The sequence below is a fragment of the Streptomyces sp. MK7 genome, from assembly GCF_032658145.1.
In the GTDB taxonomy this organism is placed as follows: domain Bacteria; phylum Actinomycetota; class Actinomycetes; order Streptomycetales; family Streptomycetaceae; genus Streptomyces; species Streptomyces spiralis.
In genome coordinates this window covers 55,929-79,232 of sequence record NZ_JAVACL010000008.1, presented here as the reverse complement: position 1 = coordinate 79,232, position 23,304 = coordinate 55,929, and the positions used below count along the sequence as shown (strand labels likewise).

18 protein-coding genes are annotated in these 23,304 nt (G+C 71.6%); 5 read left to right on the top strand and 13 right to left on the bottom strand.

Annotated features, from left to right (window positions below; genetic code table 11):
- Window positions 1-353: 353 nt before the first annotated feature.
- A complete protein-coding gene (locus R2S09_RS12780) occupies window positions 354-743 on the top strand; it encodes a hypothetical protein (protein WP_316741007.1) in 390 nt (129 codons plus the stop codon).
- Window positions 744-1,157: 414 nt separating this feature from the next.
- On the opposite strand, the gene R2S09_RS12775 is transcribed toward R2S09_RS12780, so the two are convergent.
- The 3 genes from R2S09_RS12775 to R2S09_RS12765 all read right to left on the bottom strand — a co-directional run bounded on the left by R2S09_RS12775 (window position 1,158) and on the right by R2S09_RS12765 (window position 6,963).
- The gene (locus R2S09_RS12775; protein WP_316741006.1) at window positions 1,158-2,603 is read right to left on the bottom strand and encodes an aldehyde dehydrogenase family protein; all 1,446 of its coding nucleotides are present in this window, start codon (window positions 2,601-2,603) and stop codon (window positions 1,158-1,160) included.
- A 137-nt stretch (window positions 2,604-2,740) separates the two neighbouring features.
- A complete protein-coding gene (locus R2S09_RS12770; protein WP_306190300.1) occupies window positions 2,741-4,411 on the bottom strand; it encodes a PucR family transcriptional regulator in 1,671 nt (556 codons plus the stop codon).
- Window positions 4,412-4,539: 128 nt separating this feature from the next.
- Window positions 4,540-6,963 (bottom strand): ATP/GTP-binding protein, encoded by a 2,424-nt coding sequence (locus R2S09_RS12765; protein WP_316741004.1) that lies wholly within the window; start codon window positions 6,961-6,963, stop codon window positions 4,540-4,542.
- Between the two features lie 335 nt (window positions 6,964-7,298).
- Between R2S09_RS12765 and gabT the strand changes: the two genes are divergently transcribed.
- Together gabT and R2S09_RS12755 are read left to right on the top strand one after the other, a co-directional pair.
- A complete protein-coding gene (gabT, locus tag R2S09_RS12760) occupies window positions 7,299-8,633 on the top strand; it encodes a 4-aminobutyrate--2-oxoglutarate transaminase (RefSeq protein WP_316741003.1) in 1,335 nt (444 codons plus the stop codon).
- Between the two features lie 454 nt (window positions 8,634-9,087).
- Complete coding sequence (locus tag R2S09_RS12755; RefSeq protein ID WP_399143945.1) at window positions 9,088-9,837, top strand: phosphatase PAP2 family protein; 750 nt, start codon at window positions 9,088-9,090, stop codon at window positions 9,835-9,837.
- On the opposite strand, the gene R2S09_RS12750 is transcribed toward R2S09_RS12755, so the two are convergent.
- The 8 genes from R2S09_RS12750 to R2S09_RS12715 all read right to left on the bottom strand — a co-directional run bounded on the left by R2S09_RS12750 (window position 9,776) and on the right by R2S09_RS12715 (window position 19,623).
- The gene (locus R2S09_RS12750) at window positions 9,776-11,605 is read right to left on the bottom strand and encodes a glycoside hydrolase family 18 protein (protein ID WP_316741002.1); all 1,830 of its coding nucleotides are present in this window, start codon (window positions 11,603-11,605) and stop codon (window positions 9,776-9,778) included. The two genes, R2S09_RS12755 and R2S09_RS12750, sit on opposite strands and share 62 nt — an antisense overlap.
- A 136-nt stretch (window positions 11,606-11,741) precedes the next feature.
- Complete coding sequence (locus tag R2S09_RS12745; protein ID WP_306190304.1) at window positions 11,742-12,191, bottom strand: hypothetical protein; 450 nt, start codon at window positions 12,189-12,191, stop codon at window positions 11,742-11,744.
- Window positions 12,192-12,422: 231 nt separating this feature from the next.
- A complete protein-coding gene (locus R2S09_RS12740; protein WP_316741001.1) occupies window positions 12,423-13,850 on the bottom strand; it encodes an FAD-dependent oxidoreductase in 1,428 nt (475 codons plus the stop codon).
- 29 nt (window positions 13,851-13,879) lie between these two features.
- Entirely contained in the window at window positions 13,880-14,680 is an 801-nt protein-coding gene (locus R2S09_RS12735; RefSeq protein ID WP_306190306.1) for an ABC transporter permease, read from the bottom strand.
- On the bottom strand, window positions 14,680-15,609 hold the full coding sequence (locus tag R2S09_RS12730) for an ABC transporter permease (protein WP_306190307.1): 930 nt from the start codon (window positions 15,607-15,609) through the stop codon (window positions 14,680-14,682). Before R2S09_RS12730 ends, R2S09_RS12735 begins: the two co-directional genes overlap by 1 nt.
- Window positions 15,610-15,611: 2 nt before the next feature.
- Window positions 15,612-16,793 carry an ABC transporter ATP-binding protein gene (locus tag R2S09_RS12725; RefSeq protein WP_316741000.1) on the bottom strand — a complete coding sequence of 394 codons (1,182 nt, stop codon included), beginning with the start codon at window positions 16,791-16,793 and terminating at the stop codon, window positions 15,612-15,614.
- Complete coding sequence (locus tag R2S09_RS12720; RefSeq protein ID WP_316740998.1) at window positions 16,790-18,037, bottom strand: spermidine/putrescine ABC transporter substrate-binding protein; 1,248 nt, start codon at window positions 18,035-18,037, stop codon at window positions 16,790-16,792. The genes R2S09_RS12725 and R2S09_RS12720 overlap by 4 nt, the downstream gene beginning before the upstream one ends.
- Before the next feature lie 50 nt (window positions 18,038-18,087).
- The gene (locus R2S09_RS12715; protein WP_316740997.1) at window positions 18,088-19,623 is read right to left on the bottom strand and encodes a gamma-aminobutyraldehyde dehydrogenase; all 1,536 of its coding nucleotides are present in this window, start codon (window positions 19,621-19,623) and stop codon (window positions 18,088-18,090) included.
- A 211-nt stretch (window positions 19,624-19,834) separates the two neighbouring features.
- Between R2S09_RS12715 and R2S09_RS12710 the strand changes: the two genes are divergently transcribed.
- The gene (locus R2S09_RS12710) at window positions 19,835-20,398 is read left to right on the top strand and encodes an NADAR family protein (RefSeq protein WP_306190311.1); all 564 of its coding nucleotides are present in this window, start codon (window positions 19,835-19,837) and stop codon (window positions 20,396-20,398) included.
- Window positions 20,399-20,664: 266 nt separating this feature from the next.
- Here the strand turns inward: R2S09_RS12710 and R2S09_RS12705 are convergent, their stop codons facing one another.
- Together R2S09_RS12705 and R2S09_RS12700 are read right to left on the bottom strand one after the other, a co-directional pair.
- Complete coding sequence (locus R2S09_RS12705; protein WP_306190312.1) at window positions 20,665-21,123, bottom strand: DUF4190 domain-containing protein; 459 nt, start codon at window positions 21,121-21,123, stop codon at window positions 20,665-20,667.
- Between the two features lie 161 nt (window positions 21,124-21,284).
- Window positions 21,285-22,028 carry a DUF4190 domain-containing protein gene (locus R2S09_RS12700; RefSeq protein WP_316740995.1) on the bottom strand — a complete coding sequence of 248 codons (744 nt, stop codon included), beginning with the start codon at window positions 22,026-22,028 and terminating at the stop codon, window positions 21,285-21,287.
- 139 nt (window positions 22,029-22,167) lie between these two features.
- On the opposite strand from R2S09_RS12700, the gene R2S09_RS12695 reads away from it, so the two are divergent.
- Window positions 22,168-23,301, top strand: coding sequence for an adenosine deaminase (locus R2S09_RS12695; protein WP_372337762.1), 1,134 nt, complete (start codon window positions 22,168-22,170; stop codon window positions 23,299-23,301).
- Window positions 23,302-23,304: the final 3 nt, after the last annotated feature.

Below are 23,304 nucleotides of genomic sequence, written 5' to 3'. Positions count from 1 at the left end.
CCACATGCCTACGCGAAGACATAGCGGTGACCGGTGAGGGCTCGGGTTCGACGACCGACTCGGGCTCGGTCAGCTCCCCGGTCTCCTCGGCGGAGGCGGTGGCTCCCTCCGGGTCGTCGCCGCAGACCTGGGCGGCAAGCTGCTCGATCTCGGCGGCGGCCTGCTCGGCGGCCGCGATGCGCTCCGCCTTCTCCGTGCGGATGCTGTCGACCGCGGTGGCCAGCTCACGGAGCTTGGCCAGGTCGGCGGACTGTTCCTTGTCAAGTGCGCCCCGCTCGGAGGACAGCAGACAGTAACGTCAAGGTCTCTGTCGACAGGGCTGCTACCAACTGGCGTCCGGAAAGTGGGGGGAAATGCCCGAAAGCCCATGGGACAAGCTGCCGCAGATGATCGAGGCCGGAGGCGGGTTCGAGGAAACCACCGTAGAGTTCCTGCTCATTGTCGCGCACTCTCAAAAAGCCGGCGCCCGTGTCATGGAAGACATCCAGCGGGAGTTGGAGGAGCGCAACATTGCCCACTTCCCACAGCAGCTTCCACGCGACCGGAATCGCCGAGTCTTGCTCTACAACAAGACGCTCCCTGACCTCGGCGCCGTCCTGCACATCACGAGAGAGCTCTCCGCCGAGCAGGGCGCTGGCGAGCCGGTGACCGATGCCAAGATCCAAGCCCTCGGCTTGATCTTGAAGTGGTACGCCGAAGCTGTTCGAACCGCCGCGCGGGTGAAGGCGGCGGCCTCGTACTGACCGCTTCAGCCACCGGCCCCGGCTGCCTGGTGCCCGCTGGTTCCGGTGGCCGACAGCTCGCGGCCGCCTCTCTCTACTTGGCCGCGGCGGACTTGTTCGTGGACTCGTGGACGATGCGGTCGGTGGACTGCTCGCGAACCTTGCTGTCCGCGTAGCGGTTGGCGATGACCATGGCGGTCTCCACGTTGGTGTGCTTGAAGACGAACTTGCCGGTCGCGGCGACGACTTCGTACGGCTCCGGCTTGGGCCCGTCCTGGCCGACAGCGCGGGTGGTGCGGTTCTTGGTGTTCCCTCAAGCCTGTGGATACCGGCCATAATTCGGCCGTCTCTGCAGTTCGAGGCAGGTAAAAGCAAGAACGGCCGCAGCCCCCGCACAGCGGGCTGCGGCCGTCGTCGGTGACCGGTCGCCGGGCCCTACAGGGCCAGGCCGGTCAGGACCAGGACACGCTCGTAGGTGTAGTCGTCCATGGCCGAGCGCACACCCTCGCGGCCCACGCCGGACTGCTTGACACCGCCGTACGGCATCTGGTCGGCGCGGTAGGACGGGGCGTCGCCGATGACGACGCCGCCGACCTCCAGGGCGCGGTGGGCGCGGAACGCCGTCTGCAGGTCGCGGGTGAACACGCCCGCTTGGAGGCCGTACTTGGAGTCGTTGACCGCGGCGAACGCCTCGGCCTCGCCGTCGACCTTCTGCACGGTGAGGACCGGGCCGAAGACCTCCTCCGTGGCGAGGGTGACGCCGGCCGGGACGTCGGCGAGGACGGTCGGGGCGTAGGAGGCGCCGTCACGCTTGCCGCCGGTGAGCAGCTTCGCGCCCGCGTTCACGGCCTCGTCGACCCAGGACTCGACGCGCTCGGCGGCGTCCTCGCTGACCAGCGGGCCGACGTCGGTGGCGTCGTCGGACGGGTCGCCGGTGCCCTGCGCCTCGACGGCGGCGACGATGCGCGGCAGCAGGCGGTCGTAGACGGAGGCGTCGGCGATCACACGCTGCACCGAGATGCAGGACTGGCCGGCCTGGTAGTTCGAGAAGGTCGCGATGCGGCTCGCGGCCCAGTCGAGGTCGGCGTCGGAGGAGTAGTCGGCGAGGACGACCGCGGCGGCGTTGCCGCCCAGTTCCAGGGTGCAGTGCTTGTGCGGCACCGACGCCTCGATGGCGTAGCCGACCTTGTCGGAGCCGGTGAAGGAGATGACGGGCAGCCGCTCGTCCCGCACCAGGGCGGGCATCTTGTCGTTGGTGACGGTCAGCACGGACCAGGATCCGGCCGGCAGGTCGGTCTCGGCCAGCAGTTCACCGAGGATCAGGCCGGACAGCGGGGTGGCCGGGGCCGGCTTGAGGATGATCGGGGCGCCGGCGGCGATGGCCGGGGCCACCTTGTGCGCGCACAGGTTCAGCGGGAAGTTGAACGGCGCGATGCCGAGGACGACACCCTTCGGGAAGCGGCGGGTGACGGCGAGGCGGCCCTGGCCGCCCGCGTCGGTGTCCAGGCGCTGGGCGTCGCCGCCGTTGAACCGGCGGGCCTCCTCCGCCGCGAGGCGGAACACGGACACCGCGCGCCCGACCTCACCGCGCGCCCACTTGATCGGCTTGCCGTTCTCGGCGGAGATCAGCTGCGCGATCTCCTCGGTGCGCTCGGCCAGCCGCTTGCTGACGTGGTCCAGGGCGGCGGCGCGCACATGGGCCGGGGTGGCGGCGAACTCGTCCAGCACGGCGTGCGCGGCGGCCACGGCCTCCTCGACCTGGGCGTCGGTCGGCACGCTGACCTTGCCGACCGGCCGGCCGTCCCACGGGGAGGTGACGTCGTAGGTGTCCTCGCCGGTGGCCTGGCGGCCGGCGAGCCAGAAGGCGTGGGTGGAAGTCATAGAGGAGTCCCGGCCCTTCCGCGTCGGAGTGTGTGCTTGCGCCGTCAACGGTAGGGCGGGAGCACCGGCTGGACGCTTGTCCGAGGTGGAGCAGTACGCGGCACGGGCGCGCCGGTTTGGCACAGGACTGCTCCGGGTCACTCCGTGGAGGTCGCCTTCAGCGCCAGCCACAGCTCCATCCGCACGTCCGGATCGTCCAGCGAGCGTCCGAGGATCTCCTCCACCCGCCGCATCCGGTAGCGCAGGGTGTGCCGGTGCACGCCGAGGTCGGCGGCGGCGGCGTCCCACTGGCCGTGGCGCGACAGCCAGGCGCGAAGCGAGGCCACCAGGTCGCCGCGCCCGGTCGCGTCGTGCTCGTACAGCGCCCGCAGCAGCCCGTCCGCGAACGCCCGTACGGCGTCGTCCGCCAGCAGCGGCAGCACGGAGCCGGAGGCCAACTGCTCGTGCTCGACGAGCACCCGGCCGCGCCGCCGCGCCACCGACAGCGCCTGCTCGGCCTGCTTGTAGGCGGCGGCCGCCGCGATCGGCCCGGCCGGCGCGGACAGCCCCACGACCAGCTCGTCCTGGTCACCGGCCGGCTGCTCCGGCACCGCCGCCGCCCGACCGGCCTCCAGGCCGGCGGCGTACTCGCCGCACGCGGCGACGGCCGCGCTGCCGTCCCCGGCCAGCACCACCAGCCGCTCCCCCTCGGGCACGACGAGGACCGCCTCCCCGGAGCGTGCGGCAGCCGCCTCCACGGTCTCGGCGAGGGCCGCGAGCGGGTCGCCGCCGTTGCCGCCGGCGGCGGTCGCCGCGGCGGCGGAGGCGGGCTTGGCCGGCTGCACGCGCGCGTGCCCGTCGGCGTGGGCCCGCGCCGCGGACGCCGAGGCCGACTCGGCGACGATCATGCGGAAGGGCGCGTCCAGCAGGCCCCCGTACAGGTCGCCGGCGACGGCCCGGGCGTGGTCGGGCTGACCGGCGAGCAGCATGCGCAGCACGGCCGCGCCGATCCGCTGCTCGGCGGCGTGCAGCGAGCGGGAGCGTTCGGTGGTGAGGGTCAGCAGGGCGATCGCGGAGTGCACGGCGTAGCGTTCGGCGGTGCCCAGGGGTGCGGCGGTGCCGACGGCGAGCGCGGCGCGCGGGCGGCGTGAGGTGCCGATGGAGTGCAGCTCCACCCGGTCCTCGGTCTCCGGTCCGCCGACGACCGCGCTCGCGGGCGCGGGCCGGTCCCGCAGCCGTTCGACGTCCGCCGTGAGCCGGCCTGCCCTGCGGCCCGCCCACTCGGGTGCGGTGGCGACGACGGCGCCCGAGGCGTCGTAGAGGGCCGCCCAGCCGTCGACCTGGGCCGCGAGCGCGGCCAGCAGCCCCTCGGGGCCCGCGCTCAGCGCCTGCTTGGTCAGCTCCCGCTGGGCGGCGAAGCCCGCCGTGACCGCCCGGTACTGCTCGGCGGCTATGGCGGCCGAGACGGCCTTGCTGATCGCGAGGAAGGGGGTGCGCCGGGGCACCTCCAGCAGCGGCAGGCCCTCCTCCTCGGCCGCGTCGACCAGCGCCTTGGGGATCTCGTCGTAGTTGACGCCCACGGCGAAACCGAGCCCGACCACCCCGGCGCCGGCCAGCCGCTTCACATAGCGGCGCATGGCCTCGGGGTCCTCCGCGTCCAGCTTGAGCGCGGTGATCAGCAACAGCTCCCCGCCCTCCATGTACGGCACGGGGTCGGCGAGCTCGCTGACGTGCGCCCAGCGGACGGGCACGTCCAGGCGGTCCTCGCCCGCGCGCACGGTCAGTTTGAGCGCGGAGTGGTGGACGAGCGAGGCGAGCGTGGGGGGCATGGGGCCTTCAGGTCTGCGGAGGTGAGGTGATCCTTGTGATCATTTGGCCGCATCGTATGAACGGCCTGTGTCGATTCTGCCTCACTGTACGGTGACCGCGAGCCCTGCCCTCCGGTCGCGGGACGGGTTCAGCCGCGCAGGTCCACCAGCAGCGGCGGCGCGTGCTCGCCCGCCACACTGGTCAGCGACAGCACCGCGTGTCCCGGCGGGACCTCGTGGGCCAGCTGGGAGGCGGACCAGCGCTCCCGCTCGACCTGCTTGGTGGTCACGGCGTCGGTGGTCACGGCCTTCCCGGTGACCAGCTTGCGCAGGGCGTGGAGGGCCCGGGTCATCGGCTGGTCGGCGAAGACGGTGTGCTTGGCGACCTCGGTCGTCTCCACCCACTCGGTGCCCCAGGCGTGCGCGAACCGGCTGCCGTCCCAGGTGGTGACCCCGGACAGCGCCATACGGCAGCCGACGGCGCCGAGCAGCGGCCCGTGCAGCGCCTCGGGGACGTCGGCGACGGTGCGCAGCGCGAGGACGACTCCGGCGTTCTGCGCGCGCAGCCGCTGGACGCGGCGCACCGACTCGGCGGTGACGGTCCCGGTGGCGTCGTCCAGGACCAGGCAGGCGAAGTGGGGGCGCCGGGTGTCCCGTACGACGGTGTGGAACTGGGCGAGGACGAGCCGGGCGATCACCCGGGACGCCTCCTCGTGCCCGCGTTCGGGCAGGTCGATGCGGACCCGCAGCGGATGGTGGGCGACGGCGCGCAGCGAGAACGGCCGGCTGCCGGGGCCGGCGCCGAAGAACTCGGCGAAGACCGGCCGGTCCAGGAGCGCGAGCCGGTCGGCGAGGGCGGGGCCGGCGTCGGCGGCGCTGCCCGCCTGGCGCATCCGAGCGTCGAGTTCGCGGCGCATCACCGCGTGCTCGTCGGCGGCGAGTCCCGCCCGCAGGGACGCCAGCGCGCCGGGATCGCCCTCCAGGAGTTCGCGCAGCACCGGCAGCGACGGGAAGTGGCCGTGCACCGACCGGTAGGGGCCGAGCAGTTGGGCGAGCGCGGTGGCGGCGCTCTGGCCGCCCACCGTGTCGAGGTCGCCGGCCAGCGCCTCGGCGAGCAGCGCGGCGGCCTCGTCGGGGTCGTCGGACCCGGCATAGGGATCGAGGTCGTGCACGGAGGCGGAGTCTCCGATCCGCACCACCACGTCGTACGCCGTGTCCGCGCCGAGCGGCGCACCGGCGGCGCAGACGGCGACGACCGCGCACCGGCCGGTGAGCGCCTGCAGTGCGAGCGTCTCGGTGACCGGCTCGAGGACGTGCCGGGTCTTGCCCGAGCCGGGTGGCCCGACCACCAGCAGCGAGGTGCCGAGGGTCTCCGGGCCCACGGCCGCCCCGGCGCCGTGGTAGGCGCGCGGGGCCCGCTCCCCCGGCACCCAGCGCCCGATGCGCACCTGCCCCTGGAGCAGGTCGTGCCGGGCGGTGCGGCCGGGCAGGTCGCGGGCACCGGACGGGTGGGTCCACGCGGCGGCGCCCTGACGCAGCACGGTGTCGGTGAAGGTGGCGAGCCGCGCCTCGCGCCGGGCCTCGCTCCAGGCCCGCTCGATCCGGGCGCAGTCCACGTCGTTCATCCGGCCGCCGGCCACCTCGGCGGTGAGCAGGTCGGCCGCCTGGTACTGGCCGGCGTCCCGCAGCTCGGGCCACTGCGAGCGGGGCAGTTCGACGGCCGTCGGGGCGGCGGGGCCGGCGTTCGCCCGGCGGCGCGCGGCGAGCTGCCGGGCGTAGGCCCACCAGCCGCCGAGCCGGGCGAACGGCCACACGACCAGTGCGGTGATGACCGCGTACAGCGTGTCGGTGAACAGCTGGGAGGCGAACAGGTCGTAGCCGCCCGAGATCAGGACGATCAGGGAGAACACCGGGTCGACGACCGGCAGCGGGTCCCAGTCGACGCCCGGGAAGGCACCGGGGAAGACGAGGCTGAGCGCGCCGAGGGCGCCGAGGGCGGCGTACAGGGCGCGGGCAGGCTGCGGGCGGCGGCCCACGAAGTGCCGTACGACCTCGGGCCAGCTGCCCAGGCGCGCGACGGCGTAGACGAGCACGGCGAAGAACACGCCGTCGTAGACGACCCGGGCCTCGCTGCCCTGCATCCCCTTGGGGGAGACGGTGCCGCCCCACCACCAGTCGCCCGGCGTGAACAGCTTCAGCGGCGCCCCCTGGTAGGGCAGGGCGCCCTGACGCCACAGGGACCACACGAGCAGGGCCACGACCAGGGGGATCAGCAGCCCGACAACGGTGATGGAGGGCAGCCGGTCCCGGGGCTCGCCGCCCTTGGGCGGGCGGTGACCGAAGCGCCAGATGCCGGGCGCGGCCTCCGGCCGGGGAGTGTCGAGCCACTCGGCGACGGCGGCCCGCCGCGGTGACCCCTGCTCCATGCCCGGCCGCGCCCCCGGCGCGCCCGGAGGCCGGGTCGGCCGGGGCGGCATCGCGGGCGGTGCGTCCCGCGGCCCCGCCGGGCGCGGCACGGGATGCGCATGCCGCGGATGCGTGCCCCGGGCGTCCTGCGTCCCGCCGTCGTCCATCTGCCTTGCCCCCTGACCAGCCGCTCCGTCCACCATCAGCGAGTCAATCTAATGCCCGGGCAAGGGGAGTTCACCGATTGCGCGGTACGGCGCGCGGCAATCCGCACGCACCCGGCGCGGACACCGGCGTCCCTTCTCTCTCCCCTTCTCTCTCCCCTTCTATATCCACGGCGGACAACCGCGACCGCCGACAACGCCCACATGGAGCATGCCCACCCTCCGCCTGCCGCCCTAGCCTGCGAGAAAAGAAGGAAAAGCGTCCGAAAAACGCCCCCGTACGCCACCGCCGTACGCAGCCGTACGCCGGACCCGCAAGATCTCACCAGGGAGCCCCCATGACCGCACTTGAGCAGGAGCGCCGCGTCGTCACCGCCATTCCCGGCCCGAAGTCGCAGGAGCTGCAGGCCCGCCGTACCGCCGCGGTCGCGCAGGGTGTGGGCTCCACGCTCCCGGTCTTCGTCACCCGCGCCGACGGCGGCATCATCGAGGACGTCGACGGCAACCGCCTCATCGACTTCGGCTCCGGCATCGCGGTGACCTCGGTCGGCGCCTCCGCCGAGGCCGTCGTACGCCGTGCCTCCGCTCAGCTCGCCGACTTCACCCACACCTGCTTCATGGTCACGCCGTACGAGGGCTACGTGGCCGTCGCCGAGGCGCTGGCCGAGCTCACACCGGGCGACCACGCGAAGAAGTCCGCGCTGTTCAACAGCGGCGCCGAGGCCGTCGAGAACGCGGTGAAGATCGCCCGCGCGTACACCAAGCGCCAGGCGGTCGTGGTCTTCGACCACGGCTACCACGGCCGTACGAACCTCACCATGGCGCTGACGGCGAAGAACATGCCGTACAAGCACGGCTTCGGCCCGTTCGCCCCCGAGGTGTACCGGGTTCCGGTCGCCTACGCCTACCGCTGGCCGACCGGCCCGGACAACTGCGGCCCCGAGGCCGCCGGGCAGGCCATCGACCAGATCAGCAAGCAGGTCGGCGCGGACAACGTGGCCGCGATCATCATCGAGCCGGTGCTGGGCGAGGGCGGCTTCATCGAGCCGGCCAAGGGCTTCCTCCCGGCGATCCGCCAGTTCGCCGCCGACAACGGCATCGTCTTCGTGGCCGACGAGATCCAGTCCGGCTTCTGCCGCACGGGCCAGTGGTTCGCCTGCGAGGACGAGGGCATCGTCCCCGACCTGATCACGACGGCGAAGGGCATCGCCGGCGGCCTTCCGCTGGCCGCCGTCACCGGCCGCGCCGAGATCATGGACGCCGCGCACGCGGGCGGCCTGGGCGGCACCTACGGCGGCAACCCGGTGGCCTGCGCGGGCGCGCTCGGCGCGATCGAGACGATGAAGGAGCTCGACCTCAACGCGAAGGCGCAGCGGATCGAGGAGGTCATGAAGGGCCGCCTGTCCGCGATGCAGGACAAGTTCGACGTCATCGGCGACGTCCGTGGCCGCGGCGCGATGATCGCCATCGAGCTGGTCAAGGACCGCGACACCAAGGAGCCGGACCCTCAGGCCACGGCGGCCCTCGCCAAAGCCTGCCACGCCGAGGGCCTGCTGGTCCTGACCTGTGGCACCTACGGCAACGTCCTCCGCTTCCTGCCGCCGCTGGTGATCGGCGAGGACCTGCTGAACGAGGGCCTGGACATCATCGAGCAGGCGTTCGCGCGCATCTGAGCGGAGCATTCGCACAGGTGGCGTGGCACGGACGGCAGACCGTGTGAAGAACGTGTGCGGGGTGGATGGCAGGACGCCGTTGACGCTGTCCTCCGCCCCCCACCTGCCGTAGCGTCTACTTCCAGATGAGAGATACACCCGCCCGCGGGCGACTGCGGGCGACATCAGGCCGTCGCCTCCCCAGCTTCGACCTGGTTTCGTGCCTCGCGCACACAACCGGAGCCTCCGGGCTCCGGGTCTCCTCACCGATCGGACGGTCGCCCGCCCCAAACCCCCCGGGGCGCGCGACGTTCCGATCAGGACGGCCGCAGACATACGCAACGGCCGTCCCGCCCGGAGGGCCGACGCGAATCCCCCCCTTGCGCCGGCCCTTCGGCATGCACGGGCCCGGCCGCACCCGCCGCGGCCCACAGCCGGCGAGCGTGCCCGCGGGGGACCTGCGAAGCTGGGCACTGTGTCGACCTCGCGAGAAACGGAACTCGAGCGCGCGCCCGGCGGGCGGCGCGGAACTCAGGGGCACCCTGCGGTCGGGCGGGGTGCCCTGCTTTCCTTCCTGGTCCTGCTCGTGATGGTGCCGGCGGGGCTCTTCTCCGTGATCACCTGGCAGGTCGTCACCCACGGGCCGCTGCTGCGCGTGGACCAGCGGGTCAGTGACGCGCTGGTGCGTCCGGACCGGGCCTCCGAGGTGCTCTCCGATCTCGGGAGTGTGCAGGTTGCCGTGCCCGTGCTGGTGGTGGTGCTCGTCCACGTCGCCTGGCGGGGGCGGAGTGCCGGTGCGGCACGCTGGTGGCTGCCGCCTCTTGCCGCCGGTCTGCTGATGGCGCTGCTTCCCGTGCTTCTCGTGCCGCTCAAGGAGTGGACCGCCCGGCACGGGACCGATGTCATGCCGCCCGGGGTGGGGTACTACCCGTCCGGGCACACCGCGACCGCCGCGACGGGCTACGGGGCCGCGGCCCTGGTGCTCCTTCCGTGGCTGCGTGCGGCCCTGGCCCGTGCGGCGGTCGTGGTGCTGTGTGCCGTGCTCGTGCTCGGTGTCTCGTACGGGCTGGTGCGGCGCGGCTACCACTGGCCACTGGATGTGGTGGCCAGTTGGTGTCTGTGTGCCGTGCTGCTCTCGGTGCTGTGGCTGGTGATCGGCGGGTTCAGCCGAAGTAGCCGTCGAAGGTGTTCTGGAACTGCCGGCTCCCGAACCGGTCCCAGTTGATCGACCAGGTCATCAGGCCGCGCAGGGCCGACCAGGTGCCGTGGGTGGTGTACGAGCCGCAGTTGGTCTTCTTCGTCAGGCAGTCCAGGGTCTTGGTGACCTCCGCCGGGGCCACGTAGCCGTTGCCCGCCTGGGTGGAGGCCGGCATGCCGATCGCGACCTGGTCGGGGCGCAGGGGCGGGAACAGGCTGCCCGCGTCGCCCGCCACCGGGAAGCCCGTCAGGAGCATGTCGGTCATCGCGATGTGGAAGTCGGCGCCGCCCATGGAGTGGTACTGGTTGTCCAGGCCCATGATCGGGCCGGAGTTGTAGTCCTGGACGTGGAGCAGGGTCAGGTCGTTGCGGAGGGCGTGGATCACGGGGAGGTAGGCGCCGCAGCGCGGGTCCTGCCCGCCCCACTTGCCCGTGCCGTAGTACTGGTAGCCCATCTGCACGAAGAAGGTCTCCGGGGCCATCGTCAGCACGAACGTGGCGCCGTACTTGGCCTTCAGGGTCCTCAGGGCCGAGATCAGGTTGACGATCACCGGGGTGGTCGGGTTCCTGAAGTCCGTGTCGTTGGTGTTCAGGGAGAGCGAGTGGCCCTCGAAGTCGATGTCCAGGCCGTCGAGGCCGTACTCGTCGATGATCTTCGAGACCGACGAGACGAAGGTGTCCCTGGCCGCCGTCGTGGTCAGCTGGACCTGGCCGTTCTGGCCGCCGATCGAGATCAGGACCTTCTTGCCCGCCGCCTGCTTGGCCTTGATGGCCGCCTTGAAGTCGGCGTCGCTCTCCACGTTCGGGCACTCGGTGACCGGGCAGCGGTTGAAGCGGATGTCGCCGGAGGTGACCGAGGTCGGCTCGCCGAAGGCCAGGTCGATCACGTCCCAGCTGTCGGGGACGTCGGCCATGCGGGTGTAGCCGGAGCCGTTGGCGAAGCCGGCGTGCAGATAGCCGACCAGGGCGTGCGGCGGAAGGTCCGAGGTGCCTCCGGGGCCGCCCGGGTCCGCGGCCGTGGTCGCCGTCACCGTCGACGACTTCGCGGACTCGCCGGCGTCGTTCACCGCCGTGACCTGGAAGCTGTACGCGGTGGACGGGGACAGACCCGTGACCGTCGCCGACGCGCCGGCGGTCGTCTGGACCTTCGTTCCGTTGCGGTAGACCGCGTAGCTCGTCGCGTCCGCCACCGGTGACCAGGACAGGGCCACACTGGTGGAGGTGACCGTGCCGGTCTTCAGGCCGGTGGGCGCCGCGGGCGGCTGCTGGGTGGTGCCGCCACCGGGGCCGACGAGCGAGATGTCGTCGGCGTAGTAGGCGCCGGTGCCGTACCAGCCGTGCGTGTAGATGGTGACCTCGGTGGTCTGCGCGCCGGTGCGGAAGGTGGTGGTCAGTTGCTGCCAGTCGGCCGCGGACTGGGTCCAGTTGTAGACGTCGGTGGTGCCGGTGCCGCTCGCGCCCAGGTAGACGTAGGAGCCGCGGAGGTAACCCGACAGCGTGTACTGGGAGTTCGGCTGGACGGACACCGTCTGCGCGCACTGGGCGTTGTCGCTGCCGGCCGGGGTGGCCTGCAGCGCGGACGTGCCGCCGTGTACGGGGCTGGTGACCGTCTTGCCGGAGCCGGCCGTGCAGGTCCAGCCGTCCAGGCCGGATTCGAAGCCGCCGTTGCGTGCGAGGTCCGCGTCGGCCGCGCGGGCGGCCGACGACAGCGCGGTGATGCCGGGCACGGCCAGCAGGCCCGCCGTGAGCACGGCGAGCAGTCGGCGTGTCGTTGGTCTGTGTCTGCCGCGATCCACAAGTGCCTCCGGACGAGGGGGAATTGCGAGAGGAACCGCAAGGGGGACTGCAAGCGGGAGCGGAGGGAGGAGCGCGCCCAATTTGGTCCAGACCAATTGGGTTGTCAAGACCTACGGCGCCGTACGGGCCGTGGAGTCAGCCGTCCTCCTCCGCCGCCAGGGCCGCCGCCTCGTGCATCGCCAGTTCCAGCAGCGCCGGGTCGGTGAGGGTGCCCGAGCCGTCCGGCGGGATCAGCCAGCGCACGGTGCCGGACCCGTGCCCCGGGTACGGCACGACGATCCAGGTGCCGGCCCCGGCGGCGAGGACCCCGGTGCCGAGCCAGCGCGCCGCCGTGCCCGGCGGGACCAGGAAGCCCAGCCGTCCATCGCCGAAACCGGCCAGGACCGGGCCGACCTGATCCAGGACGCGGGTGAGGACGTCGAGCGTGGGGTAACCGAGTTCGGCCGGCAGGACGAGTACGTCCCAGGCCCTGCCCGCGGGCAGCAGGGCGACCCCGCGGGGGTCGCCCTGCCACGCGCGGCGGCAGGCCCGGGGGTCCGGTGCGACGGATGCCAGCCACTCGACCGCCGTCTTCGCGCCAGTCATGGGGAGACCTCCCTGTCTCGTCGTGGACGCCGGTCGCGTCCACGGGAGAGAGGGAGGTCTCCCGGCAGGCATTACGCGGGTTCGGGGCTCTCGTCGGGGTGAAGGGGTGAAAGGGAGTGAACCGGCTCGCGACCGGGGCGCGCACCGGGCGCACGGCCGCCGTACGGCCTGACGGCTCACCGCCGGCCCAGGTGCCGCACGGCTCACCACCCGCAGTGCGCCCCGTGCGCCTCAGCTGTCGAAGCCCAGGCCCAGCCGGTCCATCGTGCGCAGCCACAGATTGCGCCGGCCGCCGTGCGCGTCCGCCCGTGCCAGCGACCACTTGGTGAGCGCGATGCCGGTCCAGGCGATCGGCTCCGGCGGGAAGGGCAGCGGCTTGGTGCGGACCATCTCCAGCCCGGTCCGCTCGGTGCGCTCACCGGCCAGCAGGTCCAGCATCACCTCCGCACCGAAGCGGGTCGCGCCCACACCCAGGCCGGTGTATCCGGCCGCGTACGCCACCCGGCCCCGGTGGGCGGTGCCGAAGAACGCCGAGAACCGCGAGCAGGTGTCGATCGCCCCGCCCCACGCGTGCGTGAAGCGGACGCCCTCCAACTGCGGGAAGCAGGTGAAGAAGTGCCCGGCGAGCTTGGCGTACGTCTCCGGGCGGTCGTCGTACTCGGCGCGCACCCGGCCGCCGTAGGGGTAGATCGCGTCGTAGCCGCCCCACAGGATCCGGTTGTCGGCGGAGAGCCGGAAGTAGTGGAACTGGTTGGCCGAGTCGCCGAGGCCCTGACGGTTCTTCCAGCCGATGGACGCCATCTGGTCGGCGGTGAGCGGCTCGGTCATCAGGGCGTAGTCGTAGACCGGGACGGTGTAGGCACGAACCCGTCTGAGCAGGTTCGGGAAGATGTTCGTGCCGAGCGCGACCTGGCGGGCCCGGACGGCGCCGTACGGTGTGCGTACGGCCATGCCGGCGCCGTACGGCTTCAGGGTCAGGGCCGGGGTGTGCTCGTGGATCCGGACGCCGAGCCGGAGGCAGGCGCGCTTGAGGCCCCAGGCGAGCTTGGCCGGGTGGACCATGGCCACCCCCCTGCGGTCCCACAGACCCGCCTCGAAAGTCGGTGAGTCGACTTGTTCCCTGACCGCTTCGGCGTCCAGGAACTCGACGCCGTCCGCGAGGCCCTTGTCCTCCAGCTCCTTGTGCCAGTCGCGCAGCTCCCGGGCCTGGTAGGTCTCAGTGGCCACGTCGATCTCACCGGTGCGCTCGAAGTCGCAGTCGAGGGAGTAGCGGGCGACCGCCTTCTCGATCTCGTCGAGATTGCGGGCGCCCAGCTCCTCCAGCTTGTGGATCTCGTCAGGCCAGCGGGTGAGGCCGTTGGGCAGTCCGTGGGTGAGGGAGGCGGCGCAGAACCCGCCGTTGCGGCCCGAGGCGGCCCAGCCCACCTCGCGGCCCTCCAGCAGCACCACGTCCCGCTGCGGATCGCGCTCCTTGGCGTTCAGCGCGGTCCACAGTCCGCTGTAGCCGCCGCCGACCACCAGCAGATCGCAGGTCTCGGTGCCGGTGAGGGCGGGCTCGGGGTGGGGCTTGCCGGGGTCCTCCAGCCAGTACGGGACCGGCTGTGCCTCGGACAGGGATTTCGTCCAGTTGTCGTGACGGCTCATGGCGCTCGGGGCCATGATTTCAACTCCCCACAGGATGCTTCCGGTTATGCCTTCTGCCTGTTGCGGCGATTGCCGATCAGCATGGAGGCCAGGACGAACAGTACGGCGACGAGGAACATGGCCGTGCCGATCACATTGATCTGAACGGGTGTTCCGCGCTGCGCCGAACCCCACACGAACATGGGGAAGGTGACCGTCGAGCCGGCGTTGAAGTTGGTGATGATGAAATCGTCGAAGGAGAGCGCGAAGGACAGCAGCGCGCCCGCGGCGATCCCGGGTGCCGCGATCGGCAGGGTGACCCGCAGGAAGGTCTGCGCGGGACCCGCGTACAGGTCCCGGGCGGCCTCCTCCAGCCGCGGGTCCATCGACATCACGCGCGCCTTGACGGCGGTGACCACGAAGCTGAGACAGAACATGATGTGCGCGATGAGGATCGTCCAGAACCCCAGCTGCGCCCCCATGTTGAGGAACAGGGTGAGCAGCGAGGCGGCCATGACGACCTCGGGCATCGCCATCGGCAGGAAGATCAGCGAGCTGACGGCGCCGCGGGCCCGGAAGCGGTAGCGGACCAGCGCGAAGGCGATCATCGTGCCGAGGATCGTGGCGCCGATCGTCGCCCATACGGCGATCTGGAGGCTGATGGACAGCGAGCCGCACAGGCCGGCGACACCGCACGGGTCCTTCCAGGCGGCCGTGGAGAACTGCTGCCACTCGTAGTTGAAGCGCCCCTTCGGCTTGTTGAAGGAGAACACCGTGACGATGACGTTCGGCAGCAGCAGGTAGGCGAGCGTCAGCAGTCCCGCGATGACGACGAGATGGCGCTTGAGCCAGGTGACGAAGGGCATCAGACCAGATCCTCCGTCCCGGAGCGGCGGATGTAGAGCGTGACCATGGCCAGGATCGCGGCCATGAGGATGAAGGACAGGGCCGCGGCCGTCGGATAGTCCAGGATCCGCAGGAACTGCGTCTGGATCACGTTTCCGATCATCCGGGTGTCGGTGGAGCCGAGGAGTTCGGCGTTGACGTAGTCGCCGGCCGCCGGGATGAAGGTCAGCAGCGTGCCGGAGACCACGCCCGGCATCGACAGCGGGAAGGTCACCTTGCGGAAGGTGGTCCAGGGCCTGGCGTACAGGTCGCCGGCCGCCTCGTGCAGCCGCCCGTCGATCCGCTCCAGCGAGGTGTACAGCGGCAGGATCATGAACGGCAGGAAGTTGTACGTCAGTCCGCACACCACCGCCAGCGGGGTGGCCAGCACCCGGTCGCCGGCCGTCCAGCCGAGCGCGCTGGTGAGGTCCAGGATGTGCAGCGTGTTCAGGGTGTGCACGACCGGGCTGTTGTCCGCGAGGATCGTCTTCCAGGCCAGGGTGCGGATCAGGAAGCTGGTGAAGAACGGCGCGATCACCAGGATCATGATCAGGTTCCGCCAGCGGCCCGCGCGGAAGGCGATCAGATAGGCCAGCGGGTAGCCGAGGAGCAGGCACAGGACGGTCGCGGCGGCCGCGTACGCGACCGAGCGCAGGAACTGCGGCCAGTACTCGGACAGTGCGTCCCAGTAGGTGGCGAAGTGCCAGGCGACCTTGTAGCCCTCCTCCAGGGAGCCCGTCTGCACGGACGTGGAGGCCTGGTAGATCATCGGCAGCGCGAAGAAGACGATCAGCCAGAGGATGCCGGGGAGCAGCAGCCAGTACGGGGTGAGCCGGCCGCGCCTGCGTGGGGGCTTCTTCGCGGGTGCGGCGGAGGCGAGAGGCGGGGGCGCCTCGGTGAGGGTCGACATGTCTACGCGGCCTCTTCCTCGACGGTCTCCACGCCGGCGGAGCCCACTGTCCCGGCAAGCAGGGACTGGGCCGCGTCCAGGCCGAAGGTGTGCGCGGGGCTCCAGTGCAGGACGACGTCGGCGCCGGGCACGAGCCGGCCGTCGCGCTCGACGTTCTGGACGTACACCGCGAGTTCGTCGCAGACGGGGCTGTCGACGACGTACTGCGTGGAGACGCCGATGAAACTCGCGTCGGCGATCTTGCCGGTGAGGCGGTTGCGGCCCTCCGGTATCTCCCCGGCGTCGTCGGCGTGGGTGAGGGAGATCTTCTCCGGGCGGACGCCCACCAGCACCTTGCCGCCGGCCGCCGCAGGCGCGGAGCAGCGCGCCCGGGGCAGCACCAGCTTGCCGCCGCCCGCCTTCAGCACCAGGTCGTCGCCGCTGGTGCTGTCGACCTCGGCCTCGATGAGGTTGGAGGTGCCGAGGAAGTTCGCGACGAAGGTCGTCCCCGGGTTCTCGTACAGGTCGGTCGGCGAGCCGAGCTGCTCGACGCGGCCCGCGTTCATCACGGCGACCGTGTCGGCCATGGTCATGGCCTCCTCCTGGTCGTGCGTGACATGGATGAAGGTGATGCCGACCTCGGTCTGGATGCGCTTGAGCTCCAGCTGCATCTGACGGCGCAGCTTCAGGTCCAGGGCGCCCAGCGGCTCGTCGAGGAGGAGCACCTTGGGGTGGTTGATCAGCGCGCGGGCCACGGCGACGCGCTGCTGCTGGCCGCCGGAGAGCTGGTGCGGCTTCTTGCGCGCCTGCTCTCCCAGCTGGACGAGCTCCAGCATCTCCTCCACCTGCTTCTTCACGCTCTTGATGCCGCGCCGGCGCAGGCCGAAGGCGACGTTCTCGAAGATGTCGAGGTGCGGGAAGAGGGCGTAGGACTGGAAGACCGTGTTGACCGGGCGTTTGTAGGGCGGCAGAGCGGTCACGTCCTGGTCGCCGAGGTGGACGGTGCCCTGCGTGGGCTCCTCCAGACCGGCGATCATGCGCAGGGTGGTGGTCTTGCCGCAGCCTGAGGCGCCGAGCAGGGCGAAGAAGGAGCCCTGGGGCACGGTCAGGTCGAGCGGGTGCACGGCGGTGAAGGAGCCGTAGGTCTTGCCGATGCCGGAGAGGCGGACGTCGCCGCTGTTGTCTGTCGTCGTCATCGTCGTCACGCCCCTGTGAGCTTGGAGAACTTCTGCTGGTAGGCCGTCTCTTCCGCCTGCGTCAGCGAGCGGAAGGCGTGGGACCTGGCCGCCATGGCCTTGTCGGGGAGGATCAGCGGGTTGTTCGCCGCGTCCTTGTCGATCTTGGCGAGATACGACTTCACTCCCGCGACCGGGCTGACGTAGTTGATGTAGGCGGCGAGTTCGGCGGCCGGTTCGGGCTCGTAGAAGTAGTCGATGAGCCGCTCGGCGTTCGTCTTGTGGCGCGCCTTGTTGGGGACGAGCATGTTGTCGGTCGACGTCATGTAGCCGCTGTCGGGGATGAGGTAGCCGACGTCCGGGTTGTCCGCCTGGAGCTGGACGATGTCACCGCCCCAGGCGATGCACGCGGCGAAGTCGCCCTTGGTGAGGTCGGACGTGTAGTCGTTGCCGGTGAAGCGGCGTATCTGGCCCTTGTCGACGGCCTTCTGGATGCGCGCGACCACCGCGTCGAAGTCGTCGTCGGTGAACTTCGCCGGGTCCTTGCCCATGTCGAGCATCGTCATGCCGATGCTGTCGCGCATCTCGGTCAGGAAGCCGACGCGGCCCTTGAGCTTGGGGTTGTCCAGCAGGTCGGAGACCGACTTCACCTCGACGCCGTCCAGCGCCTTCTTGTTGTAGGCGATGACGGTCGAGATGCCCTGCCACGGATACGAGTACGCCCGGCCCGGGTCCCAGTCGGGGGCGCGGAACTGGTCCGACAGGTTCGCGAAGGCGTGCGGCAGGTTGGACGGGTCCAGTTTCTGCACGTATCCGAGGCGGATCATGCGGGCGGCCAGCCAGTCGGTGAGGATGATCAGGTCACGGCCGGTGTCGTGGCCGGCGGCGAGCTCCGGCTGGATCTTGCCGAAGAACTCGTCGTTGTCGTTGATGTCCTCGGTGTACTTGACCTGGATGCCGGTGCGTTTGGCGAACGCGTCCAGCGTGGGATGACGCTTGGTCTTGTCGTCCACGTCGATGTACTCGGGCCAGTTGGAGAAGTTGACGACCTTCTCCTTGGCCGAGTGGTCGTCGGCGGAGACGCCGCCCTGCGTCTTGGTCGCCGCCGGGATGCCGCAGGCGCTCAGCGCGCCGAGTCCGCCGACGGCGAGCGCCCCGCCCGCCGAGGCGCGCAGCAGGGAACGCCGGGTGAGGGCGGCCCGTCCGCCCCGGAAGCTGCGCCGTACGGCGGCCTCGAGGGCCGGGGACGGGCGGTCGGGCTCGTACTGCTCCATGCGCGTGGTGCCCTTTCGGAGGGTTCGGCCTGGTCACGGCCTGAGAGTGACTATCGGTCCCCGAAGATCGTGCGGTGCCAGTCCTTGCGGACCACCGCCGTGTTGTCGAACATGACGTGCTTGATCTGCGTGTACTCCTCGAACGAGTACGTGGACATGTCCTTGCCGAAGCCGGAGGACTTGTAGCCGCCGTGCGGCATCTCGCTGATGATCGGGATGTGGTCGTTGATCCACACACAGCCCGCCCTGATCTCCCGGGTGGCGCGGTTCGCCCGGTAGACGTCCCGGCTCCAGGCGGAGGCGGCCAGACCGTACGGGGTGTCGTTGGCCAGCCGGATCCCTTCGTCATCGGTGTCGAACGGCAGGACGACCAGCACCGGGCCGAAGATCTCCGACTGGACGATCTCGCTGTCCTGCGCGGCGTCCGCCACCAGCGTGGGGAGGTAGTACGCGCCGTCCTTCAGCTCCCCCTGCGGGGCCTCGCCGCCGGTGACCACGCGCGCGTAGGCACGTGCCCGGTCCACGAACCCGGCGACGCGGTCCCGCTGCGCGTGCGAGATCAGCGGGCCCAGATCGGTGCCGGGGGCGAAGGGGTCGCCGAGCCGGACGGTCTCCATCAGAGCGGCGGTCCGCCGCACGAACTCCTCGTACAGCGGGCGCTGCACGTACGCGCGGGTGGCGGCCGTGCAGTCCTGCCCGGTGTTGATGAGCGCGCCCGCGACCGCGCCGTTGACCGCCGCGTCCAGGTCGGCGTCGTCGAAGACGACGAAGGGGGCCTTGCCGCCGAGCTCCAGGTGCAGCCGCTTGACGGTGGCGGTGGCGATCTCGGCGACGCGCCGGCCGACGGCGGTGGAGCCGGTGAAGGAGGTCATGGCCACGCCGGGGTGGCCGACCAGGTGCTCGCCGGCCTCCCGGCCGGTGCCGGTCACGATGTTGACGACACCGTCCGGGATGCCCGCGTCCGTGGCGGCCCGGGCGAACATCAGCGAGGTCAGCGGGGTCAGCTCGGCCGGCTTCAGCACGATGGTGTTGCCCGCCGCGATCGCCGGGAGGATCTTCCAGGCGGCCATCTGGAGCGGGTAGTTCCAGGGGGCGATGGAGCCGATGACGCCGATGGGCTCACGGCGGACGTAGGAGGTGTGGTCGCCGGAGTACTCACCGGCGGACTGGCCCTGCAGATGCCGGGCGGCGCCCGCGAAGAAGGCGGTGTTGTCGACGGTGCCCGGCACGTCGAACTCACGGGTCAGCTTCAGCGGCTTACCGCACTGCAGGGACTCGGCGCGGGCGAAGTCCTCGGCGCGCTCGGCGAGTACGGCGGCGAAGCGGTGCAGCGCGTCGGAGCGCTCGCCGGGCGTGGCGCCCGCCCAGCCGGGGAACGCCTCCCGAGCGGCGGCGACCGCGGCGTCCACGTCCTCGGCGCCGGCCAGTTCATAGGTGTACACGTCCTCGCCCGTGGCCGGGTCGACCACGGCGTGGGTGCGACCGGACGTGCCCTTCGCCGGGCGTCCTGCGATGTACTGCGCGCCGTCCGCGAGGCGGTCGTGCGCGGGGAATCGTTCCGGGGTGGCGGTGCCCGGTTTGTGCATGTCGCTCTCCTCCGCCGTCGCCCCGCTTCGCACGGGGTCGGCTGGCGTAGCTCCAGCTCGATTTGAGTGCCGATCCTGACAGAGGACAGGGGGTCCAACAAGTGATTCCGTTGTTGCCTTTTGGTTACGCGACGGAATCTGTCGACCGGGTGTCGAGTCGGCACGGAAAAGCCAGGACGGAGTGTCAGTGGTGCGTGCCACACTCGCATGCATGGGGAAGATCGATTCTTGGGAAGCCCTGATCAGGGAGGTCCACGCGGGGGCGAGGATCAAGTACCTGCGTTTCTGGGGGCATCGGCCGCGGCCGGACGGCCGGGTGGGCGCGAACTGCCTGAGCCAGTGGTGGCCGTCGCCCTTCACGGTGGACGGGGTGACGTACGCGACCGCCGAGCACTGGATGATGGCGGGCAAGGCGCGGCTGTTCGGGGACGCGGAGGCGGAGCGGCGGGCGCTGGCCGCGGGCCATCCCTCCCAGGCGAAGAAGGCGGGCCGGCTGGTGCGCGGCTTCGACGAGGACATATGGGCGCGGGAGCGGTTCCGGATCGTGGTGGCGGGCAGCGTCCACAAGTTCGCCGCCCACCCCGAACTGAAGGAGTTTCTGCTGGGCACGGCCGACCGCGTGCTGGTGGAGGCGAGTCCGGTGGACCGCGTCTGGGGCATCGGGCTGGCCGCGGACGACGAGGCGGCGGCGGACCCGGAGCGCTGGCGGGGACCGAACCTGCTGGGCTTCGCCCTGATGGAGGCCCGGGAGCGGCTGCGCGCTGGGGCGGTGTAGGGGCGGCGGCGGAGGCGCGTGTCCGGAACGGCGGCCTCGGCGGGAGCGCGTGCGCGCGAGCAGCCTCGAGGGGCTGTGCGTCAGACCCCGGTGGCCTCGGCGTGGTGTGGCGTGGCGCGTGCGCTCGGTCGCGGGCTCAACGCCCGTGCAAGAGCTCACCGCTTGACGTCGGCCGCAGGGGCCGCGGGCGATGTACGGGCGCCAGGGGGTGTCGCATGGCACAGGGGCCGGCTGGTGGGCCGGCCCCTGGGGCACGACGGAAGACGTCAGAACGTGCTTGCCGAGCTCATGAGGCTGGCGAACACCAGGATGCCGAGCAGCGGCAGCACCACCGTGGCGATGATGCCGCAGACGAGACCGGCGGTCGCCGCGCCCTTGTTCGTGGCCTCGCCCCTGTTGGCCTTCCCCCGTCCGATGGCGCCGAAAATGATCCCGAGGATGCCCAGGATGACCCCGAAGAACCACAGGAAGAAGGTCAGGCTGCACACGACGCCGATGATGCCCAGCACCATGCCCGTGGTGCCCATGCCGTTGCTCGGCTGCATGGGCATGGCGTAGCCGGGGGCCTGGGGGTAGCCCACGGGCGGCGCGGTCGGGTAGCCGGGGCCCGACTGCGGGTAGCCGTAGCCCGGGCCGGACTGCGGGTATCCGTATCCCGGCGCCGGCTGCTGCGGGGGCTGGGACGGCGGCCCGAAGCCGCCGGGTGCGGGATTGGTGTCGGACATGGCTGGAGCTCCCCTCCGTTGACAGTCAAGGCATCGTAATGCCCGTGATCCAGGCGGTGTACGGCCTGTGCGCAGGCTGTTGCGGAACGGACACGGGCGGGAGTGCCGAGAGCCGCACGGCCGGGTCGAGGGACCGCACCGGCCGGTTCGGCGGCGGAGGTTCAGCGGTCGGTGACGACCGCGGCGGACACGCGGAGGACCTCGTCGTACCCGTTGTCGTCCGCGTTGATGGCGGCCGTGATCCCGATGGCGACCAGGACGATCACCGCGATGCCGAGGACGATGCCGATGATGCCCGTGATGAAGCCGGCCTGGGCCTGGCCGTGGTTGTCGGCCTCGCCCCGCTCGGCCTTGCGGCGGCCCTTGATGCCGAAGACCACGGCGAGGATGCCGAGGACGACCGAGACCACGCCGTACAGGCAGAACAGACAGCAGGACAGGATGCCGAGCACCATGGCCGCGATGCCCAGGCCGTTCTCCCGGGGCTGCGGCATGCCGGGCCAGCCGTAGGCCCCGTAGCCCGGCTGACCCGGGTAGCCCGGATAGCCGGGGTGGCCGGGATAGCCGTATCCGCCCGGGCCGGCGGGACCGCCGGGGCCCGTGGGGGCGATCGGCGGCGGGGGCACGGCGGACTCGCCTGCCGGGGCGACGGGCGGTGCGTCGGCGGGGGCGGCGAACGCGTCCGGCGGCGGGAAGCCGCCGGACGGCATCGAGGCGATGGTGAACTGGTCGTGCACGGACGGCGAGGCGCCCGGGGCCTGCGGCGGCACGGGCGGCAGGTCCCGCACCGGGGGCTGCTGGGGCACCTGCGGCGGGTTCTTCTCCAGGGAAGGCCGGCTCTCGGGCGGCGCCCACGGGTTGTCCTCGGCTCCGGCGCCTGAGCCCGCCCGTGTTCCGTCCGTCATGTCCTCGCGTCCCCCTCGGTCGATCGTCCCGCCATGCTACGGCCTGGTCGCCGGCGCCGTGCCAGGCGGTCGGGCAGGGCCGCGAGCTGCGGGCCGGCGGGCCACCGCCCCGGCCACGCGTGCCGTGCGTGCGCCTACCATGGCCGTGCTCATCGATCAGCCGATCACCCGCACCGCGCCCGCCCGCTCGGGACGCACGGTGCCGTTCCCGGGGAGGAACCCCTTGACCGACCAGCGCGCTCCTCGCGATCCGCACGCCTTCATCGCCGGGCTGCCCAAGGCCGAACTGCACGTGCACCACGTCGGCTCCGCCTCGCCCCGGATCGTCTCCGAACTGGCCGCCCGGCACCCCGACTCCAAGGTGCCCACCGACCCCGAGGCCCTGGTCGACTACTTCACCTTCACGGACTTCGCCCACTTCATCGAGGTGTACCTGTCCGTCGTGGACCTGATCCGCACCCCGGAGGACGTCCGCCTGCTGACGTACGAGGTGGCCCGCGACATGGCCCGCCAGCAGGTGCGCTACGCCGAGCTGACCATCACCCCGTTCTCCTCCACCCGCCGCGGCATCGACGAGCGTGCCTTCATGGACGCGATCGAGGACGCCCGCAAGGCGGCCGAGGCCGAGTTCGGGACCGTGCTGCGCTGGTGCTTCGACATCCCCGGCGAGGCCGGCCTGGAATCGGCCGAGGAGACGATGCGGCTGGCCACCGACGACCGGCTGCGCCCCGAGGGGCTGGTGTCGTTCGGGCTGGGCGGGCCCGAGATCGGCGTGCCGCGGCCCCAGTTCAAGCCGTACTTCGACCGTGCGATCGCCGCCGGGCTGCACTCCGTCCCGCACGCCGGTGAGACCACCGGCCCGCAGACGGTGTGGGACGCGCTGACCGAACTGCGCGCCGAGCGCATCGGCCACGGCACCAGCTCCGCCCAGGACGAGAAGCTGCTCGCGCACCTGGCCGAGCACCGCATCCCGCTGGAGGTCTGCCCCACCTCCAACATCGCCACCCGAGCGGTCCGCACCCTGGAGGAACACCCCGTAAGGGAGTTCGTCAAGGCCGGAGTCGTCGTCACGATCAACTCCGACGACCCGCCCATGTTCGGCACCGACCTCAACGCCGAGTACGCCGTGGCCGCCCGCCTCCTCGACCTGGACGAGCGGGGCATCGCCGAGCTGGCCAAGAACGCGGTGCACGCCTCCTTCCTCGACGAGGCGGGCAAGGCGCGCATCGCCGGCGAGATCGACGCCTACACCGCGCGGTGGCTCGCGCCCTGAGCC

Bases quoted from the DNA above. Each gene is read 5' to 3' on its own strand.
- R2S09_RS12700 (WP_316740995.1), bottom strand. From the start codon at position 22,028: ATGACGGACGGAACACGGGCGGGCTCAGGCGCCGGAGCCGAGGACAAC.
- gabT (WP_316741003.1), top strand. From the start codon at position 7,299: ATGACCGCACTTGAGCAGGAGCGCCGCGTCGTCACCGCCATTCCCGGC.
- R2S09_RS12735 (WP_306190306.1), bottom strand. From the start codon at position 14,680: ATGCCCTTCGTCACCTGGCTCAAGCGCCATCTCGTCGTCATCGCGGGA.
- R2S09_RS12715 (WP_316740997.1), bottom strand. From the start codon at position 19,623: ATGCACAAACCGGGCACCGCCACCCCGGAACGATTCCCCGCGCACGAC.
- R2S09_RS12705 (WP_306190312.1), bottom strand. From the start codon at position 21,123: ATGTCCGACACCAATCCCGCACCCGGCGGCTTCGGGCCGCCGTCCCAG.
- R2S09_RS12775 (WP_316741006.1), bottom strand. From the start codon at position 2,603: ATGACTTCCACCCACGCCTTCTGGCTCGCCGGCCGCCAGGCCACCGGC.
- R2S09_RS12765 (WP_316741004.1), bottom strand. From the start codon at position 6,963: ATGGACGACGGCGGGACGCAGGACGCCCGGGGCACGCATCCGCGGCAT.
- R2S09_RS12780 (WP_316741007.1), top strand. From the start codon at position 354: ATGCCCGAAAGCCCATGGGACAAGCTGCCGCAGATGATCGAGGCCGGA.
- R2S09_RS12745 (WP_306190304.1), bottom strand. From the start codon at position 12,191: ATGACTGGCGCGAAGACGGCGGTCGAGTGGCTGGCATCCGTCGCACCG.
- R2S09_RS12770 (WP_306190300.1), bottom strand. From the start codon at position 4,411: ATGCCCCCCACGCTCGCCTCGCTCGTCCACCACTCCGCGCTCAAACTG.
- R2S09_RS12695 (WP_372337762.1), top strand. From the start codon at position 22,168: ATGGCCGTGCTCATCGATCAGCCGATCACCCGCACCGCGCCCGCCCGC.
- R2S09_RS12710 (WP_306190311.1), top strand. From the start codon at position 19,835: ATGGGGAAGATCGATTCTTGGGAAGCCCTGATCAGGGAGGTCCACGCG.
- R2S09_RS12730 (WP_306190307.1), bottom strand. From the start codon at position 15,609: ATGTCGACCCTCACCGAGGCGCCCCCGCCTCTCGCCTCCGCCGCACCC.
- R2S09_RS12740 (WP_316741001.1), bottom strand. From the start codon at position 13,850: ATGGCCCCGAGCGCCATGAGCCGTCACGACAACTGGACGAAATCCCTG.
- R2S09_RS12720 (WP_316740998.1), bottom strand. From the start codon at position 18,037: ATGGAGCAGTACGAGCCCGACCGCCCGTCCCCGGCCCTCGAGGCCGCC.